We start from the raw sequence: 13,911 nt of genomic DNA, 5'->3' as shown, positions 1-13,911 counted from the left end.
CATAAGACGAACTTGGATAACACTTACGTATATTGTTTTTACTCTATTGCTAATTATTCCGCTTATCGAAATATTCACCGGCTCATGGGCGGACGGCTGGAGCGGTTTTATTGAAGGACTAACCCGCAAGCAATCGCTTCACGCGCTTCAGATGACGGCTATGATCGTTGTTGTCGTTACAGCCATCAATACGGTGTTTGGCGTCATGCTGGCGCTGTATCTCGTACGGGCGGAGTGGATTGGCCCACGCTTGAAGCGGCTGCTCAACAGTATCGTTGACTTGCCGTTTGCCGTATCGCCAGTTATCGGCGGTTTAATGATTGTACTGTTGCTTGGTCCTAATACGGTCATTGGTTCATTTTTTGAAGGTACGGGCTTTAAAGTCGTTTACGCTTTGCCGGGGATGATTCTTGCTTCGCTCTTCGTCACTTTCCCGCTTATGGTGCGCGAAGTGCTTCCGGTACTTCAGGAGATTGGCGCTCAGCAGGAGGAGGCGGCATCCACGCTTGGCGCGTACTCGTGGTATACCTTCTGGAAGGTAACATGGCCTTCGATCCGCTGGGGCGTTATATACGGCGTTGTATTGACGGTAGCCAGGACGCTTGGCGAGTTTGGCGCGGTATTGGTCGTTTCAGGCAATATTATGAATAAAACGCAGACGGCTACCACGCTCGTCTATCAGGATGTCGAGAATTTTAATGTCGTTGAGGCCAACGGAATCGCGCTGGTGCTTGCCGTATTTTCAGTTGGTCTCCTGTTGCTCATGGAATGGGCCAAAAAACGAAAGGAAGTGCATTAAGCCATGCATATTGAAGTTCGCAACCTTAACAAAAGCTTTGGCGATTTTCATGCCGTGCAGGATGTCAGCTTTGAGATTGAAAAAGGTCATTTAATCGGGCTTCTTGGACCAAGCGGCGGCGGTAAAACGTCGATTCTCCGTATGCTGGCCGGCCTTGAAACGCCAAGCTCCGGCGACATCCTGTTTCATGGCAAACGCGTTAACGATCTTCCTCCGCAAGAGCGGGGAATCGGATTCGTATTTCAGAACTATGCTTTGTTCAAGCATATGACGGTATACGAGAATATCGCTTTTGGTTTGAAAGTGAAGAAGCAATCCAAAGAGCAGATTCGCGAGCGCGTATCCACGCTTGTTGAGCTTACCGGCCTCAAAGGCTTCGAGCACCGTTACGTGCATCAGCTCTCCGGCGGTCAACGCCAGCGCGTCGCTTTCGCCCGTGCGCTTGCGCCAGAGCCGCAATTGCTGCTGCTCGACGAGCCGTTCGCCGCAATTGACGCGAAGATTCGTACCGAGCTTCGGACTTGGCTGAAAGAAATGATAGAACGCGTAGGGATTACGTCGATCTTCGTTACTCATGACCAGGATGAGGCGATAGAAGTAGCGGACGAGATTATGATTATTGGCAAAGGCAAGCTGGAGCAGAAGGGTACCCCGTGGGAAATTTATAAAAATCCGCAAACACCGTTTGTGGCAAGCTTTATCGGCGAGTCTACCATCGTGGAAGACATTAAAGTGCTGAAAGGCTTTGATGCCGCATTAAATTATGAAGGCACGAAGGCACTTATCCGTCCTGAGTATATTGAGATTGGCAAGCCGGGCGAGATCCGCCTGCAGTCCGCGACGGTTAACGCGACGGTCAAAGCCTTGCATTTCCGCGGCAGCGAATGGATGGTGGAGCTGCTCGTCGACAATGTGAAGCTGATTACGTACCGTTCGCTTGAGAAGGAAGTGCTGCAGCCGGGCGAGCAGGTCAGCGTCCTCGTCCATCGCGCCTACCTGTTTAACGACAATGACAGCTGGATTATGGAGAACAGTTTGAAAGTTGACCCTATGCCGATTCATATCTAAACTCATCTTTTGCGGAAAGAGTTGTATATGCACATGAATAATAATCGAAAAACAAGCCGGCGGATGGCCGTGCTGCTCCTCGCCCTCCTGCTCCTTATCACAGCAGGCTGCGGCAAGGAACAGTCCAGCCAACCCGCCGAGTCTACCGCACAAAACGGTGATGTAACGCTTGTCATCGGTGCTTACTCGGTAGTAAAAGATGCGTTCAGCGAGCTGCTGCCGCAATTCCAGACCTACTGGAAGGAGCAAACGGGTCAGAAGGTTGTATTCCAGGAATCGTATGAAGCTTCAGGGACGCAGGCACGCGCCATAGCCGGGGGCTTCGAAGCGGATGTCGCGATCCTCGCGATGGAAGGCGATCTGGATAAAATCTCGGATGCGGGCTTCATCACGCATGACTGGAAGTCCCAGCCGAACCAAGGCCTCATTACGAAATCAATTGTTGTCTTAGGTACAAGAGCGGGCAATCCAAAAGGCATTAAAGATTGGGATGATCTTACCCGCAAAGGCGTAAAAGTTCTATACCCTAATCCAAAAACCTCAGGGGGCGCCCAGTGGGACATTAATGCGATTTACGGGGCAGGGCTCAAGAAATCGGAAGAAGAGACGGGTACCAAGGATCCGGCATTTGCCAAGAAATACTTGGAATCCATTCATCATAACGTCGAGTCGCTCGATAAAAGCGGCCGCGCATCGATGGCTGCCTTCGAATACGGTGTTGGCGACGTCATCGTTACTTACGAGAATGAATTGCTGGCCCGCATCATGAACGGCGTGAAATATGACATCGTTATTCCGAAAAACACGATTCTGATCGAGAATCCTGCCTCGGTTGTCGACAAAAACGTCGATAAACATGGCACTCGCAAAGTAGCCGAAGCGTTTATCTCGTATTTGCAAAGCGAAGAAGCTCAGCGCACATTCGTCAAATACGGGTTCCGGTCCGTTGACGGGAAAGTAGCCGAAGAATCGAAGGATAAGTACACCGTGCCGGAAGGGCTCTTTGACATTAGCTATCTTGGCGGCTGGAAGGAAGTCCGCCAAACGCTTTATTCGAAGAAAGGCATCTGGTATCAGGTGCTTGCAGGAATCTAGACTTTGACGCGAAAAAAAACTCCATGGAGGGAGCCTAACGCTTCCCATGGAGTTTTTTGCTATTCCCTATTTATTTAGCAGCCGGTTCGAGCACGAATTTCTCAATGACATGACGCACGCCTTCTTCATTATTCGTCAGCGTAATATAATCGGCGATTTCTTTCAGCTTCGGCGTTGCGTTGCCCATGGCAACGCCAAGCCCGGCTGCTTCAATCATTTCATGGTCATTCCATGCGTCGCCAATCGCTATCGTTTGATCGATTCCGCAGCCCAGGTGCTCAGCCATAAAACGAAGCGCATGGCCTTTAGTGCCTTCCTTGTGCATGAACTCCAGATAATGAGCTTTCGATTTCGTAATGTGGACGCGGTCTCCGATCATCGGCTTCAACTCTTCGGCGAGCTGATCCAGATAAGCGGGATCGTCAATGATTAGCATCTTGTTATTTGGTTTGTCTAGCAAAGCTTCGAAATCCTCGGCTACGACATAAGGGATATTCGTCAAAGTGGAATAGTTGACGGCTTTCTCGTTTGCTTCCTTCACATAAAGGATATCGTCCGCGTACAGCTGCAGATGCAGTCCCCGCTCCTCCGTGAAAGCATAAAGCTCTTTCGCGGCATCTTGAGGGACGCAACGTTCGTAGAGCACTTCGCCGTCCAGTAGCGTCTTCACAAGAGATCCTTGATACGTAATAATCGGAACGTTTAGCTCGATCTGGTTCGCGATTTTTTTGGCGGATGCGTACATCCGACCTGTTGCGAGCGTAACCGTTACGCCAAGCGCAATGGCTTCCTCCATCGCTTTTTTTGTCCCTTCGGTTACTAGCAGATCATCGTTAAGAAGCGTATCATCGACATCGATTGCAATTAATTTGTACATATTCTCTCTCTCCTGTCTCTATTCGTCCAATAAAAGCTAGGTTGATTGTAGCGAAAAACAGAACCCGGTTCAAGCCTTATGACGGTGATCGATTTTACGTTTATTTGCTCCGCAGACCATAAATAAGCTACAGTAGAAGAAGGATTGATCAGTCATAAGTCAGGAGTGACCTTACGTGAAAGAATTCTCGAACGCTGCCGCCAAACAGCGAATCATAACCTGGGCGGTAATAGGTGCATTATTGTTTACGATTATTGGGTTTGTGCTTGGCTGGCTATGGATGGAGATCAGGTATCCGATGCTTAGAGAGCCTGCCTTCCGGAATTTCACGGTATCGTACAATACGATTATGAGCAAATATTTGAACGGTGCCAAGTCGGAGGATCTCATTAACGGAGCTTCGCAAGGCATGCTTGCATCGCTCGGCGATCCGTATTCCAGATATCTGATTAAGGAGCAGGGCAGCGCCTATACGCAAGGTTACGAAGGGGAGTTTTCCGGCGTTGGGATTACGCTTCAGGAAGCGGACGGCAAATTTATTGTGGCTAGCCTGACGGAAGATGCGCCGGCGGTACGCGGCGGCGTTCATGCAGGGGATGAGATCGTTGGGGTAAACGGAACCTCGATCAAAGGAAAAGCCTATGAGGATATAATAACGATTCTGCGCGGAGACGTTGGAACGAAGGTGAAGCTCTCTTTGCAGCGCGGCGGCTCGGCGAAGCCGATTGAGGTTGAATTGACGCGTGAAGCTATTGCCGTACATACGGTCACTTCGGAGATGTTAAGCGGCGGCATCGGACATGTCACCATCTCCAAATTCGGACAGAAGACGGACGAAGAATTCAAAACCGAGGTCGAAAAGCTGCAGAAAGAAGGAATGACCAAGCTGCTGCTTGATCTTCGTTCTAATCCCGGCGGACTTTTGCAGTCGACCATTAAGATTGCCAATATGCTAGTACCAAAAGACAAGGTCATTTTGCAAGTTGTCTACAAGGACCATGCCAATACGATTACCTATAAGTCGAAGCAGGACAAGCCATGGACGATCCCGATCGTAGTACTTGTGAACGGTCAATCGGCCAGTGCCAGCGAAGTATTGACGGCGGCGCTGAAGGAATCGGCAGGGGCGACGGTTGTTGGCGAGAAAACATTCGGCAAAGGCATTGTCCAGACGTTCCAGCAGTTCAAAGACAACTCTGTCTTAAGCCTGACCGAAGCGCAGTGGAAAACACCGGGCGGTACATGGATTCATAAGCAAGGCGTAACGCCGGACGTAACCGTAGACCTGCCCGCCTATGCGAGCCTTAGCCAGCTTCCTTTCGGAACGGAGCTTGAGATTGGAAGCTACGGGGACAATGTAAAAACTCTTCAGCTCATGCTGAAGGAGCTAGGATATTCGCCGGTTGGAGATATTGGCCTCTATAATGAACAAACGGCCGACGCGCTGAGCAAGTTCCAGAAGGACGAGCAGCTGGCAATAACGGGCAAGTTTAATGATGTGACAGGTTACCGTATTCTTGAACTGTTAAGCAATAAGCTGAAGGAAGAGGATACGCAGCTGCACAAAGGAATGGCGATACTGAATGAAAAATAAAGCCGGCAGAATTTGCTATAGCTATTGACAACGGGAATGATAATTATTATCATTTGTTCTAGTAAGTATTACACCGTTGCGGTAGCGAGGTGAGCCGGCTTGAAGATCAAGTATTGTACCCGGAATTTGAAGAATGGGACAAAACCCGTATACAAAGCCATGAAGAGCAAATATCCGGATATTAAGATGAAGAAAAAGGACTGTCTCGGCAATTGCAGAACCTGCAAGCGGGAAAGCTTTGCGATGATTAAATCGAGAAGTATCTGTGCCTCAAGCCCGGACCAGCTGTATAAGGAATTGAAGAAACTGATCGGGTAACCGAATAACTTGGATAATTTTACATGGGACGGCTTTTGCCGTCCCTTCCGTTTGTGTTAGAATAAGTTAGAATAAGACTAAATAAGAAAAAAGAGGTGCATAAGCGATGAATGATAAATTAGCAGAAGCGCTCAATGAACAGATGAATTTTGAATTTTATTCGGCGCATGTGTATCTGGCAATGGCAGCTTATTGCTCCGGCGAAAGTCTCGATGGTTTCGCGAACTTCTTCATTATCCAAGCGGAAGAAGAACGATTCCATGGTATGAAAATATACAAATTCCTGAACGACCGCGGCCGCCGCGCAACGCTCTCCGCGCTTGGCGAACCTAAGAACGAATACGCGTCGATGCTGGATGCTTTCGAGCATGGTTACTCGCACGAACAGCAAAATACGAAGCGATTCTATAACCTGGCGGATCTCGCACTTAACGACCGCGAGCATGCAACGATGTACTTCCTGAAATGGTTCATTGACGAGCAGGTAGAAGAAGAAGCATTGTTCGATAATATTATTCATAAGCTGAAGCGGATTGATAAAGACAGCAATGCTTTCTATATGCTGGATGCGGAATTTGCGCAACGTACGTTTGTTGCCCCAGCGGAATAACAAATCACGGAACATCAAAACGGGACTTGGCAGTTTGAACTGGCAAGTCCCGTTTTTTTATTAAGATGCTAACGAATTTAGGAGGGTACTCGTTTGTTTCTGGCTCAACGGATAGCAGGCTTCGCAGCTGTTGTATTTGGTCTTATTATGATGATACTTGGACTTTTCTGGCAGGGGGCGATCGTCGCTTTCGCGGGTTTCGTGCTTGCTTCTCTCGCGGAGCTGGTTCTTGTGCAGCAGAGTAAGTACCATCTGGCATTAGGGCTGCCTTATAAGGACGAACAAATTAATCTGATGCTCAAACGGAGCACACCGGTGAAAGTATCCTCCGGAGGCTTAAGCATTCATCCGTTGGATGGGACGGCTTATCCGCTTCTCCAACTTCACGGAGACTATTATTTGCGGGCGAAAGCCTTCATTGCCTATATCGAGCAAAACGAAACGGAGTACCGGTTTGCCTTTCCGGACGTTGAACCGGTACTCCTCGCAAGCGAGCCTCGTTGCAGACAGGGCAGCAGCTTGTTTCAATTTAATGATCAGGTATTCGTTAAGTTGTCCGCGCTTCCGCTTGCGATTCAACTGGAAGGCGACCGGCTGCGGATTGAAGTTCAATCGCGGTCCGCTCAGTTATAGGCGTTAATAATAAAAGAGGATACCGCCGCGGGTTTGCCGCGGTAATAAGCGGGGGAGCTGATATACAGCTCCTCTTCCGCTCTTGTGACGGCAACGTAAGCGAGGCGCCGTTCTTCTTCCATCGCGGCTTCCGCTATATTATCGCCGGCTTGGATGGCGCTCCGGTCGCTATTTTTCTCCGCTGTAATCGCAGAGCTGTGAGGCAAAATCCCTTCGGAGACACCACATACAAACACAACCGGAAACTCCAAGCCTTTTGATTTGTGAATGGTCATGAAGTTCACGGCATCCGCGCTTCTGCTGTCAAGCTTCAGCCGCTTCATCTCTTCATGCTTAGAAGCAATCTCGTCAACGAAGGAGAGGAACGCTTCTAACTGATTGAACCGCTTTGCCGAAGCTTCAAGTTCGTCCAGCATTTCTTTTAGCGAATCTTTATGTTCGGTTAACGCGGGCCCAGTCTTGTTCGCATCGATGAATTGATCATAAAACTCGATGCGGAGTTTGCGGATCGCAGCTTCCGGCTTCAGCTTCTCCAATGAGCGGATCAGCTTGATCCGTTCTTTTATTTTGTCCTGATGGAAACTCTTGATCTCAGGGAAGCGGGTCAGATGGATAAGCGGCCACTTCTTCGCTTGTTTCTTCTCTTCGTTCCATATAAAAGCCATCGCTTGGTCCGGACGGACGTACATCGTGGCCAGCATCGCTTCCATGGCGTCAAAGTTGCGGCGGTCAATCGACAGGCGAAGGTGAGCGATCACGGGTTTGATCACCCATTGCTCGTACAACGATTCACCGCTGCCGTAATCGATAAACGGCACCTGCCGGATGACAAGCTGATCGAATACCGCCCGGCTGCTGCTTGCCGTCCGGAACAAAATCGCAAAGTCGCGGAACGAACGGCCTTTCTTCTCCTTCTGCTGGAGCAGCGTGTTCACGATCAAGTCCGCTTCGTCGTCGCTGTTGCCGGGTCTTGCGAACACCGGCGGAAGTCCGTGGGGCTTTGCCGTCAGCAAAGTTTTGCTTCGCCGCTGCTTATTATGGCGGATAACCGCATTGCCAAGGCCAACGATGCCGGAACCGGAGCGGTAATTGACGTCAAGAATGATATTTTTGGCGCCGGGATACTGCTTTTCGAAGTTCAGAATGTAGTCGTTGCACGCCCCGTTGAAGGAATAGATCGTCTGGTCATCATCTCCAACAACCATAAGATTCCGGCGAGGGTCTGCGATCATCTTAATGATCTCATATTGAATCGTATTGGTATCCTGAAATTCGTCAATCATGACATAACGGAAACGGTTCTGCAGCGTGGAGAGCAGATTCTCGTCCCGTTTCAGCAGTTGGTAAGCTTCGAGAAGCATATCGTCGTAATCGATCAAGTCCGCTTGCCGTTTCCATTCTTCGTAACTGGTAAAAATAAGTTTGAGCTGCCTGTCTTCCTCGGTTTTCTCCGGCAAGTCCGGGACGGCGATCATCTGCATCTTATAAGAGGAGAGTAGCGTCATAAGCGTCTCGGGCTGATAGGTTTCATGCAAATTGCGCTCACGGAGCAGCCGTTTGAAATAAATTTGCTTGCGGCCGGTTTCTCCCAGAATGTTTTGCTTGTATCCGCGCCTGCGCAACATAAGCAAGCAAAACGAATGGAAAGTCCGCGCTTCAATTCGGGAAGCGGCGGCCTCTCCGATATTCGGCAACTGGCTGATCCGCGCTTTCATCTCATCGGCTGCTTTTTTGGAGAAGGTCATAAGCAATAGCTGCTGCGGCGGGATGCCGCGTACCGACAGCATATAACCGGTCCGGCATACGAGGACGGAGGTTTTGCCCGAGCCGGCGCCGGCTAGCGTTAGGATCGGGCCGTCAATATGGCGGACGGCGGCGATCTGCCGTTTGTTCAACCGGATGCCTTGGCTCTCCAATGCCCGGAAATAGAAGGCGTCTTTGTCGGAAGCGGGAACCAGCTGCTCGCTTGTATCGGCCGAAGCGTGCTCGGCAGGGGCGAAGTTTTTATTTACAACGCCATAAGGACGTTTGTAGTAGATTTTATTGTTGGAGTTTGTCGCATTGTTCATTGTCTGTAATCACCTGTTGTCGATTATAGCATGATAGAATAGGTGTTCGTACGGTTAAACTGAAATTATTAATATTTGGAGAGGATCGTGGCAGCATGATTGAACCGGCAAGCAAGGAAGACGTGGAGCAAGTGATGCCGCTCCTGCATGAAGCGATTGGCAATATTGCCTGCTCGCTTGCGGGAGTAGGCGAAGACGAGGAAGCGGAAGCGATGCGGATTCTGGCGGATTTCTACGTGGAAGAAGATAACCGCGTCAGCTACCGGAATGTGATTGTAGATAAAAGGGAAGGCGTAGTTGCGGGTATCTTGGTCTGTTATTCCGGAGATGCCGCGGAACGGCTCGATCAGCCGCTTATTGAACGCGTGAAGCGGGCAACGGGAATGGCCGATTATACGATTCTGACGGAAACCCGTCCCGGCGAGTTTTATCTGGACTCGATTGCCGTCCATGCTTCCTTCCGTAATCAAGGAATTGCGAAAGCGTTAATGGCTGCTTTTGAACGGGAGGCTGTGAAGCAAGGTTATCGTTTGGTCTCTTTGATTGTGGAAGAATACAATGGCCAGGCCCGAATTCTTTATGAAAAAATGGGCTATACAGAAGATGGCGAGCTCGTAGTCAGCGGACACCGTTACACCAGAATGGTAAAGACTGTCTAAGGAGAATAAGGGCGAAGCAAGAAGGAATAAGGCGATTGATGTCGAACAACTACATCCGGCATAATTATAATAATGTAATGGGTGATACATAATGAACCTGATTCCTTCTTCGTGGAGTACCCCGACTTTTAGTTGTGAGGATTTGCAGTCGTCTGAGATTGGCGTGGTGCAAGAGCTGTATATGGCAAGCGCACCGGTTGCTTTGTGGGATGGGAAAGAACAAGATCCCCATTATATCGAACTTTCCTATCAGGAAGGTATTTTGCCGGAGGGCGGCGTGAAAGAGAAGTTCCGCATTCAGTCGATTAGACTGACTACAACGGAAGAAATCGTCGGCTTTATTAGCGTATACCACGGCTATCCGCGTGAAGATTCGCTGTATCTAGCCATGATGTGCATTAGCGGGGATTTTCAGAATCAAGGTTACGGACAGGAAGTCATGAAGCATTTCTTGCTGGAGATCGGACTGCTTGGTTATTCCGAAGCCAGGGTGAATGTGTCGCTGCGCAATTGGGCGGGGTTACGCTTCTGGACGAAATCCGGGTTTAACCGCATTAGCGGGATATTTGGCGATAAGGAATTCGCGGAAGGTAAATTTGCCGATATTGAACTGATCAACCGTTGGTGACGGCAAGCGGGAAATTTTAGATGTCATTGTGTAATGATAATAACTATGATAAGATTGTAGTTACTCTAAATTATAATTATTCTAAATAAGATGCGATGAAGCATGAAATGAAACACAGGAAAGGCGGGTGAGTCATATGATGATCGAGGAACAAATGGAAGCGATCAACCGTCAATTAAGAACCAAAGGTTACAAATTAACGCCGCAGCGGGCGGCAACGGTACGCGTATTGCTGGAGAACGAGAAGGATCATTTAAGCGCTGAGGATGTGTATATGCTGCTCAAGCGCAGTAATCCGGACATTGGTCTTGCCACCGTATATCGTTCCCTAGAGCTGCTTAGCGAGATGCATGTTGTGGAGAAGGTCAACTTCGGCGACGGAGCCACTCGTTATGATCTTCGCAACAGCGATCAGGAACATCACCATCATCACTTGATTTGTACCGAATGCGGTACGGTTGAGGAGATTATGGACGACTGGCTGCTGCCGATGGAGCATCGGATCGCGAAGGAATTTGGATTTAAAGTATTGGATCACCGGCTTGATTTCCATGGCATTTGCAAAGCTTGCAAGAGCAAAGCATCAGGCAATGACCATAAAGCGGTATCTTAACATAATAAGGAGCCTTGGGAAGATGATTACCCCAAAGGCTCCTTTCTTGTTGTCAGTCGCAGACAATTAGGCTTGCGAGCACGGACGGCCGTTTATGTAATAGCTGTCTTCGCGATAGGTTCGGAAGGCAACCTCCAGTTCATGGACGCCGATCCGGGCGAGCTGTTCGGTTACAGCCTTGGCGAACCGGTCGCGTACGGCTTGTCCGCGCTCGAACCAGCCGACTTCAACAAACGGGTAAGATTGTCCTTCGGCGAGTCCGCCGTATATTGCGGTCGTATGAACATACTCCATCGTGAAATTATCCGTACCGCATTCGCAAATGAGCGCTAGCTCCTCGGAGAGCGGTTGGCTAATCGTTTGAAGCTTTTCTGCCGGGACGCCCCGGAATAATAGCTGTGGCATACGTCTCCTCCTTATCTTCTGTTGTCTATCCATTAGATTACCCCGACGAGGCAACGAATTGCAATGAACCGCAATGGATCGCTCCTATCGTTAGCGGTTGCAGACCAGAGGGCGCATGCGTTATCGTAAGAAACGGAAGAAAGCCCCCTTCGATCGAAGGGAGCCCAATCTGAGCGTCATTTAACTGTATTTCAGCCAGATGTTGCTAAGGGCCAGAAGCGGCCAAATATAGTTGTTGCTTGCATAATGAACATAAACGCTGCCGGGCAGCGCTCCGCCGGTCGGGTACGTGTAAGTCCAGTCATGGCGGTCAAGGGACTGCAGCAGGGCTTCGACGCCGCGTTCCAGGGCGGAGTTGGGTTTATTCAAGGCAGCCGTTAATCCGTCAAGCGCCCACGCGGTTTGGGATGGCGTGCTGCTGTTCAGCGGGACATAACGCCTGACTTTATCGCTGATGCAGGATTCGCCCCAGCCGCCGTCTTCATTTTGGACTTCCAGCAGCCAGTTGACGCCTTTTTTGACAGCCGGGTGATCGTCCGCGATCCCTACGGCCGTCAGCCCTTGAAGAGCTGCGCTTGTGCCGTGAATATAAGTGATTCCCCATCTGCCGAACCAGCTGCCGTTTGTTTCCTGTTGGGACAATACCCAGCGGATGGAGGATTCCACCCAGCTGTTGCCGGCGTTCATGCCTAGCTCCTGGCCGAGAAACTGCAGCGTCCTGGACGTCAAATCAACGGTGGATGGATCAACGGCGATATCTTTGGCCCCGTCAAAAGCAAAGAACGCAATAGGCAGACGGGAGCCTTCCCGCTCAAACGCCGGCCATCCTCCATTGTCATTGCGCATCGTCAGCACCCAGTTCAGTCCGCGTTGCCAATCGGCTTGAAGCTGCGGGGAACGGGAACTGTACGGCCGAATGGCCCGCAAAGCTGCGGTTGTATCGTCGACATCCGGGTAAAGGGTATTTACATTGGAGAATCCCCAGCCTCCCGCCGGCGTGCCGGGATTGCGGATCGCCCAGTCGCCGATCTGGCTTTGCTGTCTTTGACGCAAATAAATGCCCGCATTCTCAAGCGCGGTTGAGGTAGGGTTTACGCCCGCTTTCCTGAGCGCGTGAACAAGCATAGCGGTGTCCCATACTTCCGAGGAAGCAATCTGGACATGATGGTTCGAGCACATGACCGAACGGATGCCGTTTACCATGCGGTGAATCATCGGCGAGGTAGGCGAATAACCAAGCATGCGCAGCGCCAGAATCATAAACATCGTTGCTGTCGTATAAGTGAGCAAGGTCCCGTCCGGTTCCAATCGATCGAACAGGAATTGGACGGCTTTGTCCTCCGGGGAAGGGGATTCCAACGGCAGCAGCTCTGACAAGCCTAATGAACCAACTAACGTAGCGAGGGCGGCGATCCACGGCGAGTCATTCTCGAAACGTTTGGAGCTGCCGGCGAACAGATCGGACAGATCGGGCATGGCGTTACTGCGCTCAACGTATTGATTATTGGCGAGCATAATGATCGGTACGATATGTACGCGGGCATGCCCGGACAAGGAGAACAGATCAATGCCGATGCCATGTTCGGAGAAAAAGACCTGCAGAGGAATTCGCATCGACTTCGGCCATATGGCTTGCCCGGCGGCGGAGAATAAGGCTTGCGTCAGCAGGGAGCGGATTTTGGATAACCCGCCTTTGCTCAGAATGAACTGCTTGGCTAGCTGCATGCGCGTGTCCTGCTTGTTCACGTAACCGGAAGAGAGAAGCGCGAAATACGCTTCGGCGGTGGCGTCCAAATTGCCGTCTTCTTCGTCGGGGTATATTTTCCACGCGCCGCTCGGGAGCTGCCTGGACATAATCCGGCTGGCCAATTGGCCGATAAGAACTTCTTCCTGCTTGTAGCCGAGCATCCGAAGAATGATAATGAAGTAACTGTCCGGCATCGTGCCGGAATCAAAGCAAAGACGCCAGGCGCCGTCTTGCGATTGGAGCTGAAGAAGCTCACCCCGCATTTGTTCGATCCGCGCGCGGATCCGATTCATATCCATAGACCGCATTCATTCCTTTGCCGCGAGTATGTTGCTGCTTGTTATGTATATGCGGATGCCGGTAGGGATCAGAAGAACTTTCAAAGTGTTGCCATATGGAGAGGAGAGGCTTGAGAGATGTACGATATTACGATTGATTTGCATAGAAATTGGATTGATACCGTCAAAGAAGTGTTCCGCGGGTCGGGCCAACCGTTGCCGGAGGATTTGAGCGATGCGGAGGTTGCTGTTATCTATTATAAGCAAACGGCCGAATCGGAGGGGGAGGCCGTGACGCAGCAGAAGTTGAACGAGGACAGGCTCCACGGCATGCAGCAGACGATATTGGACAATTTCGAATCGGTTATATTGCCGGATATCCGCAAACGTACGCGTTACGAAGGCAATCGGTTTTGCTTCCAATGGGTGTATAACAATGGCGAGCATATTACCGAGGAGTATTCCTCGTACCGCATTCCGGTGTAATGGCATAAAAAAGAGGCTGGCTCCGTCTTGGC

15 protein-coding genes are annotated in these 13,911 nt (G+C 50.3%); 11 read left to right on the top strand and 4 right to left on the bottom strand.

Translation table 11 applies throughout. The annotated features are described in order from the left end of the window. Position 1 precedes the first annotated feature (1 nt). Genes QQK89_RS10075 through QQK89_RS10065 form a run of 3 tightly spaced genes read left to right on the top strand, consistent with a single transcriptional unit; the run spans position 2 to position 2,962 of the window. Positions 2 to 799, top strand: a complete 798-nt coding sequence (locus tag QQK89_RS10075; RefSeq protein ID WP_284238514.1) for a sulfate ABC transporter permease subunit — start codon at positions 2 to 4, stop codon at positions 797 to 799. A gap of 3 nt (positions 800 to 802) precedes the next feature. Then, complete coding sequence (locus tag QQK89_RS10070) at positions 803 to 1,867, top strand: sulfate/molybdate ABC transporter ATP-binding protein (RefSeq protein WP_284238415.1); 1,065 nt, start codon at positions 803 to 805, stop codon at positions 1,865 to 1,867. Positions 1,868 to 1,894: 27 nt separating this feature from the next. After that, positions 1,895 to 2,962, top strand: coding sequence for a sulfate ABC transporter substrate-binding protein (locus QQK89_RS10065; RefSeq protein WP_284238414.1), 1,068 nt, complete (start codon positions 1,895 to 1,897; stop codon positions 2,960 to 2,962). Between the two features lie 70 nt (positions 2,963 to 3,032). On the opposite strand, the gene QQK89_RS10060 is transcribed toward QQK89_RS10065, so the two are convergent. After that, positions 3,033 to 3,839: a Cof-type HAD-IIB family hydrolase gene (locus tag QQK89_RS10060; RefSeq protein ID WP_284238413.1), complete on the bottom strand. Its 807-nt coding sequence runs from the start codon at positions 3,837 to 3,839 to the stop codon at positions 3,033 to 3,035. Between the two features lie 175 nt (positions 3,840 to 4,014). Here QQK89_RS10060 and QQK89_RS10055 point away from each other — a divergent pair, with 175 nt between their 5' ends. The 4 genes from QQK89_RS10055 (at position 4,015) to QQK89_RS10040 (ending at position 6,994) form a co-directional block, all read left to right on the top strand. Further along, entirely contained in the window at positions 4,015 to 5,433 is a 1,419-nt protein-coding gene (locus QQK89_RS10055; protein ID WP_284238412.1) for a S41 family peptidase, read from the top strand. A 99-nt stretch (positions 5,434 to 5,532) separates the two neighbouring features. Further along, positions 5,533 to 5,751, top strand: coding sequence for a DUF1450 domain-containing protein (locus tag QQK89_RS10050; protein ID WP_284238411.1), 219 nt, complete (start codon positions 5,533 to 5,535; stop codon positions 5,749 to 5,751). A gap of 106 nt (positions 5,752 to 5,857) precedes the next feature. Next, positions 5,858 to 6,361 carry a ferritin gene (locus QQK89_RS10045; RefSeq protein WP_284238410.1) on the top strand — a complete coding sequence of 168 codons (504 nt, stop codon included), beginning with the start codon at positions 5,858 to 5,860 and terminating at the stop codon, positions 6,359 to 6,361. Positions 6,362 to 6,454: 93 nt separating this feature from the next. Next, a complete protein-coding gene (locus tag QQK89_RS10040) occupies positions 6,455 to 6,994 on the top strand; it encodes a hypothetical protein (RefSeq protein ID WP_284238409.1) in 540 nt (179 codons plus the stop codon). Here the strand turns inward: QQK89_RS10040 and QQK89_RS10035 are convergent. Further along, complete coding sequence (locus QQK89_RS10035) at positions 6,985 to 9,063, bottom strand: ATP-dependent helicase (protein WP_284238408.1); 2,079 nt, start codon at positions 9,061 to 9,063, stop codon at positions 6,985 to 6,987. The two genes, QQK89_RS10040 and QQK89_RS10035, sit on opposite strands and share 10 nt — an antisense overlap. 95 nt (positions 9,064 to 9,158) lie before the next feature. Between QQK89_RS10035 and QQK89_RS10030 the strand changes: the two genes are divergently transcribed. The 3 genes from QQK89_RS10030 (at position 9,159) to QQK89_RS10020 (ending at position 10,963) form a co-directional block, all read left to right on the top strand. Further along, positions 9,159 to 9,722: a GNAT family N-acetyltransferase gene (locus QQK89_RS10030; protein ID WP_284238407.1), complete on the top strand. Its 564-nt coding sequence runs from the start codon at positions 9,159 to 9,161 to the stop codon at positions 9,720 to 9,722. A gap of 91 nt (positions 9,723 to 9,813) precedes the next feature. Further along, the gene (locus QQK89_RS10025; protein ID WP_284238406.1) at positions 9,814 to 10,350 is read left to right on the top strand and encodes a GNAT family N-acetyltransferase; all 537 of its coding nucleotides are present in this window, start codon (positions 9,814 to 9,816) and stop codon (positions 10,348 to 10,350) included. A gap of 142 nt (positions 10,351 to 10,492) precedes the next feature. Continuing rightward, entirely contained in the window at positions 10,493 to 10,963 is a 471-nt protein-coding gene (locus tag QQK89_RS10020; RefSeq protein WP_284238513.1) for a Fur family transcriptional regulator, read from the top strand. A 66-nt stretch (positions 10,964 to 11,029) separates the two neighbouring features. Here the strand turns inward: QQK89_RS10020 and QQK89_RS10015 are convergent, their stop codons facing one another. After that, complete coding sequence (locus tag QQK89_RS10015) at positions 11,030 to 11,368, bottom strand: DUF1904 family protein (protein ID WP_284238405.1); 339 nt, start codon at positions 11,366 to 11,368, stop codon at positions 11,030 to 11,032. A 180-nt stretch (positions 11,369 to 11,548) separates the two neighbouring features. Beyond that, complete coding sequence (locus tag QQK89_RS10010) at positions 11,549 to 13,414, bottom strand: prenyltransferase/squalene oxidase repeat-containing protein (protein ID WP_284238404.1); 1,866 nt, start codon at positions 13,412 to 13,414, stop codon at positions 11,549 to 11,551. Between the two features lie 117 nt (positions 13,415 to 13,531). Between QQK89_RS10010 and QQK89_RS10005 the strand changes: the two genes are divergently transcribed. Continuing rightward, positions 13,532 to 13,879 carry a hypothetical protein gene (locus tag QQK89_RS10005; protein ID WP_284238403.1) on the top strand — a complete coding sequence of 116 codons (348 nt, stop codon included), beginning with the start codon at positions 13,532 to 13,534 and terminating at the stop codon, positions 13,877 to 13,879. Positions 13,880 to 13,911: the final 32 nt, after the last annotated feature.

It is taken from the genome of Paenibacillus glycanilyticus, assembly GCF_030161375.1.
GTDB lineage: Bacteria > Bacillota > Bacilli > Paenibacillales > Paenibacillaceae > Pristimantibacillus > Pristimantibacillus glycanilyticus_B.
Note: the sequence above shows the minus strand (reverse complement) of the source record. Positions and strands in the feature narration are given on the sequence as shown.

What these genes read in the sequence shown, in the direction of transcription:
- QQK89_RS10070 (WP_284238415.1), top strand. Translation starts at nt 803, where the DNA reads ATGCATATTGAAGTTCGCAACCTTAACAAAAGCTTTGGCGATTTTCAT.
- QQK89_RS10015 (WP_284238405.1), bottom strand. Translation starts at nt 11,368, where the DNA reads ATGCCACAGCTATTATTCCGGGGCGTCCCGGCAGAAAAGCTTCAAACG.
- QQK89_RS10065 (WP_284238414.1), top strand. Translation starts at nt 1,895, where the DNA reads ATGCACATGAATAATAATCGAAAAACAAGCCGGCGGATGGCCGTGCTG.
- QQK89_RS10010 (WP_284238404.1), bottom strand. Translation starts at nt 13,414, where the DNA reads ATGGATATGAATCGGATCCGCGCGCGGATCGAACAAATGCGGGGTGAG.
- QQK89_RS10045 (WP_284238410.1), top strand. Translation starts at nt 5,858, where the DNA reads ATGAATGATAAATTAGCAGAAGCGCTCAATGAACAGATGAATTTTGAA.
- QQK89_RS10025 (WP_284238406.1), top strand. Translation starts at nt 9,814, where the DNA reads ATGAACCTGATTCCTTCTTCGTGGAGTACCCCGACTTTTAGTTGTGAG.
- QQK89_RS10035 (WP_284238408.1), bottom strand. Translation starts at nt 9,063, where the DNA reads ATGAACAATGCGACAAACTCCAACAATAAAATCTACTACAAACGTCCT.
- QQK89_RS10060 (WP_284238413.1), bottom strand. Translation starts at nt 3,839, where the DNA reads ATGTACAAATTAATTGCAATCGATGTCGATGATACGCTTCTTAACGAT.
- QQK89_RS10005 (WP_284238403.1), top strand. Translation starts at nt 13,532, where the DNA reads ATGTACGATATTACGATTGATTTGCATAGAAATTGGATTGATACCGTC.
- QQK89_RS10030 (WP_284238407.1), top strand. Translation starts at nt 9,159, where the DNA reads ATGATTGAACCGGCAAGCAAGGAAGACGTGGAGCAAGTGATGCCGCTC.